Below are 3,853 nucleotides of genomic sequence, written 5' to 3'. Positions count from 1 at the left end.
ATTAGTAAATCATTTAAAATTATTTAGATTTACTAATGATCATTTCAAATGTTTGTTTATATTTTATATTTTTTAATGTTTTATTAAAAAATTATCAAAAAAATATTTGTAGATTTAAAAATAATTTTTACATTTGAACAGAATATATATCATAATTGGATTCTTAAGTTTTGAACAACTATATATTTGTCCACATTCGTATATATTCCATATTGGTATTATTATAAAGTTAAACCTTAAATATATAATTATGTCATTTAAAACCATTTTAGAGTACGCAGGAAAGAAGCGTAACGTACTGTCTGTAGAATATGCAATGCTACAGGAGACCGACAAAACAGGAAGACCCTCTTCCGTTACCAGGGGTGGTAAAATTCTTTTAACAGTAGAAGGTACAGGTGAGACCGATCTTTTTGAGTGGATGACCAATTCGTTCGAGAGAAAAGACGGAAGTGTCAAATTTGTCAAAAGAGACAGTGATGCCACGCTGAAAGAACTCAAGTTCACCGAAGCCTACATTGTGAAATACAATGAAAACTTTGATGCGTCAGGAGAAAATCCGCTTACCGAAACTTTTGTGCTTTCAGCAAAAGAGATAGAGCTTGGAAACGCAAAACATACCAACGAGTGGGTGTAAATCCTTATTTATAGTTGAAAATTAACTTATTGAAACTATAAATTAAATACTCTATAAGAACACAAAGATTTCAAAAACACAAATTCTATTTAATTTAATAACAACAAAATTTTACGATCATGTCATTTAAATCCATACTAAAAGTAGCAGGAAAGAATTATAACGTCTTAAGCGTACATTATGGTTTGTTTCAGGAAACAGATGCTACAGGAAGACCATCCACCATTACCAGAGGTGGAAAAATAGAACTAACGATAGAGAGTAACGGCGAGACCGATTTTTTTGAATGGATGACCAATTCCTTCGAAAGAAAAGACGGAAGCGTGGTTTTCTACAAAAGAGACAGCAATTCTACATTGAAAGAGCTGAAATTCTCAGAGGCTTACCTGGTGAAGCACAAAGAAAAATTTGATGCATCAGGAGACAACCCTCTTACGGAAAGCTTCATTATTTCTGCAAGAAAGATAGAAATGGGAAGCGGAGCGTACGAAAATGAGTGGGTATAACCATGAAATAAAAATGGGTAATCTGAATTACCCATTTTTACCTTTTTGAAATATAAAATAAGAATACTGCAATGTGGATATAAATGGTAAACCCGGTCTTAATTTTATCGCTTATCATTTGTAATTAATCATTTATAACTAAAAATATGTCTTTTTTATCAAAACTAGAATTAGACGGCAACAGCTATAATATCTTAGAATGTAAATACAATTTCATTCAGCCTGTTGACGGAACCGGGAAACCGAAAGGAATGCCGAAAGGCGGAGATATCATCATCAAGATTGAAAGCAACGGAAACCCTGAGCTTTTAAGCTGGATGCTGGATCACAATCAGGTAAAAAACGGGAAGATTATTTTTTACCGTAGAGATGCGATGAGCAAACTTCAGGAGCTGAATTTTGAAAAAGCCTATTGCATAGAATTTACCGAATGCTTCAATGGACTTGACAGCCAGCCATTGCAGATAGAAATGCGGCTTATCGCAAAAAAATTCAATATCAATGGAGCTACCCATGAAAAACAGTGGGTAGAATAATAATATTGACCGATAATTAATGATAAGATAACCAATGATAAAATAATTGCAGCGCTGCTGTTAATGACAACCCTTACTCATAAAATCACAAAATATGGAAAATGAAAATTTTGACCTTTCTATATTCGGTACATCCCGAAGATTTGAAGACTGGCTTCAAGATCTAACCAATCCTCTGGTTTATTGTCTGTTAACTTTAGACGGACAGAAATTTTTATCCAAAAACAGTTATTCTGTAGAGCTTCACCAAAAAACAGCCGATCATGACACCTTCAGTATTACCGTTCCTGATGATGCTTTGGATAGTTTTGAAGGTTATGTGATGGAAAACTCTAAAAGCTTATTGGGTAAAAATCTCACCATCACATATTGGCGTTTTGGTAAAGTGAGACAAACCTTTTCGGGTATTATCGGGATGATCCGGAACAAAAAAGATGAAGGCGGCGGCTATGGAAATCTTTATATTACGGGGTTTTCGCCAAGTATTTTACTGGAAAGCGGAAAAGACTGCCAAAGTTTCGAAGAAAAAACGCTGGAGCAGATCGTCAAGCAGGTCTGTGAAGAATATCCGCAAGAAGCCAAAGTGGAAGTATCGTCTAATACTCTAAGCGATTACAACAAAAAATCTTTTCCCTATACCGTACAATATAAAGAATCAGATTACCAGTTTATTAAAAGATTAGCGATCCGTCACGGAGAATTCTTCTACTACAATGGTGAACAACTGATATTTGGCAATAAAGTACAACCCATCATTAAGCTCGGTGAAAATGTAGATTTGATTGATGTGGAATTTGAGATGCGGATGCAGGCTCAGGATTTTGCATTTATCGGCTATGACGCACAAAGCGGAGCGAAAATAGAAAAAGACAGCAATACTGTAAAATCACAATTTAAAGAAAGTCCGTTTCAGAGTATTGCAGTGAATGCTTCAAAAAAAATATTTAAGAAGAAGCCTAAAATGCACTTTAACCATACCGGAATTCAGGATGGGTCAGAAGGTCAGCTTTCAGAAGCTGCCCGACTTGAAAAAGAGAGTCGTGAAAACCTGATGCGGGTGAGAGGAAAAAGTAAAGATCCGGAGCTTAAAATTGGCGGAAGAACACAGCTTTCCGACATCAACAGCAAGGCGATGGAAACCTACCGTATCATAGAGATCAAACATTGCTATGATGGTGAAGATTATTATAACGAATTTGTAGGCATTCCCGATCTGTTCAATGCTGCACCTTATATTGATAGCGAAGCAGTTCCGAAAAGTGAAGAGCAGCCTGCAAGGGTTACTGAGAATAATGATCCTTTGGGAATGGGCAGAGTGAGAGTGCAGTTTGCATGGCAGGAAGAAAAAAGCCAAACCACACCCTGGATCCGACTGATACAGCCTCATTCGGGAAGCGGAAAAGGTTTTCATTTTATTCCTGAAATCGGTGAAGAAGTTTTGGTGGGTCATGAAAGCGGAAATGCAGAGAAACCTTTTGTGATTGGAACACATTACAACGGAAGCGAAACCAGTACTTACCATACAAGCGGAAACGATAAAAAGGTTATTCACACTAGAAGCGGAACGAAGATTATTCTGAATGATGCGGAAGGTAGTGTTTTCATTGAAGATCCAAGTGGAAATACGTATCTCATGGATGGAAATGGGAATATTAATGTTAATGCGCCGAAGAATATGACGTTTACAGCAGGGGAAARTATCAATATGTCGGCGGGGAAAAATATTTTCTCTACTGCTCAGATTAACATCGTTTCCAATGCAGGAATAAATATGATAGATACTGCCGGAAAAGATATTATGCAATCGGCAACAGGAAATATTCATGAAACGTCTGATAAAAGAACCGAAATTTCTGAAAACGAACGAAATGTACAGTCTAAAAAAAGTGACTCTTATGCGGAAAAGGTTACGGTAGTAAGCACAAAGGAAAATATGATTTTGCAAAGTGAAAAAACAGTAAAATCCCAAAGCGGAGAAGAAGGCAACTCGCATTAAAAACGTTTGATATGGCAATTATAAAAAATGCTAAAAACATAAATATTCAAGTCAATAACGAATATAGCTCTATATGTAAAGTTTCTTATGAAGAAGCTGAAGAAGTTATTATTGACGCTCTGAATGAGAACTTGGAACTTTCAAGCCAGAAAAAAGTTGTGATGCAAGGTTTTGGGAA

General features: G+C 36.0%; 4 protein-coding genes. All 4 read left to right on the top strand.

Annotated features, from left to right (window positions below; translation table 11 throughout):
* Window positions 1–250 precede the first annotated feature (250 nt).
* The 4 genes from tssD (AB4Y90_RS16300) to AB4Y90_RS16285 all read left to right on the top strand — a co-directional run bounded on the left by tssD (AB4Y90_RS16300) (window position 251) and on the right by AB4Y90_RS16285 (window position 3,675).
* Complete coding sequence (gene tssD / locus AB4Y90_RS16300) at window positions 251–637, top strand: type VI secretion system tube protein TssD (protein ID WP_441558628.1); 387 nt, start codon at window positions 251–253, stop codon at window positions 635–637.
* 119 nt (window positions 638–756) lie between these two features.
* Window positions 757–1,143, top strand: a complete 387-nt coding sequence (gene tssD, locus AB4Y90_RS16295; RefSeq protein ID WP_441558627.1) for a type VI secretion system tube protein TssD — start codon at window positions 757–759, stop codon at window positions 1,141–1,143.
* Between the two features lie 146 nt (window positions 1,144–1,289).
* Window positions 1,290–1,679 (top strand): type VI secretion system tube protein TssD, encoded by a 390-nt coding sequence (gene tssD / locus AB4Y90_RS16290; RefSeq protein WP_441558626.1) that lies wholly within the window; start codon window positions 1,290–1,292, stop codon window positions 1,677–1,679.
* A 94-nt stretch (window positions 1,680–1,773) separates the two neighbouring features.
* Entirely contained in the window at window positions 1,774–3,675 is a 1,902-nt protein-coding gene (locus AB4Y90_RS16285; protein WP_441558625.1) for a type VI secretion system Vgr family protein, read from the top strand.
* The last annotated feature ends 178 nt before the right edge of the window (window positions 3,676–3,853 follow it).

The organism is Chryseobacterium sp. 2TAF14 (genome assembly GCF_052115105.1).
In the GTDB taxonomy this organism is placed as follows: Bacteria; Bacteroidota; Bacteroidia; order Flavobacteriales; family Weeksellaceae; genus Chryseobacterium.
This window is presented reverse-complemented; position numbering and strand designations above follow the sequence as displayed.

Excerpts from the sequence above, each read along its gene's own strand:
- tssD (WP_441558626.1), top strand. The coding sequence starts at position 1,290 with ATGTCTTTTTTATCAAAACTAGAATTAGACGGCAACAGCTATAATATC.
- tssD (WP_441558628.1), top strand. The coding sequence starts at position 251 with ATGTCATTTAAAACCATTTTAGAGTACGCAGGAAAGAAGCGTAACGTA.
- tssD (WP_441558627.1), top strand. The coding sequence starts at position 757 with ATGTCATTTAAATCCATACTAAAAGTAGCAGGAAAGAATTATAACGTC.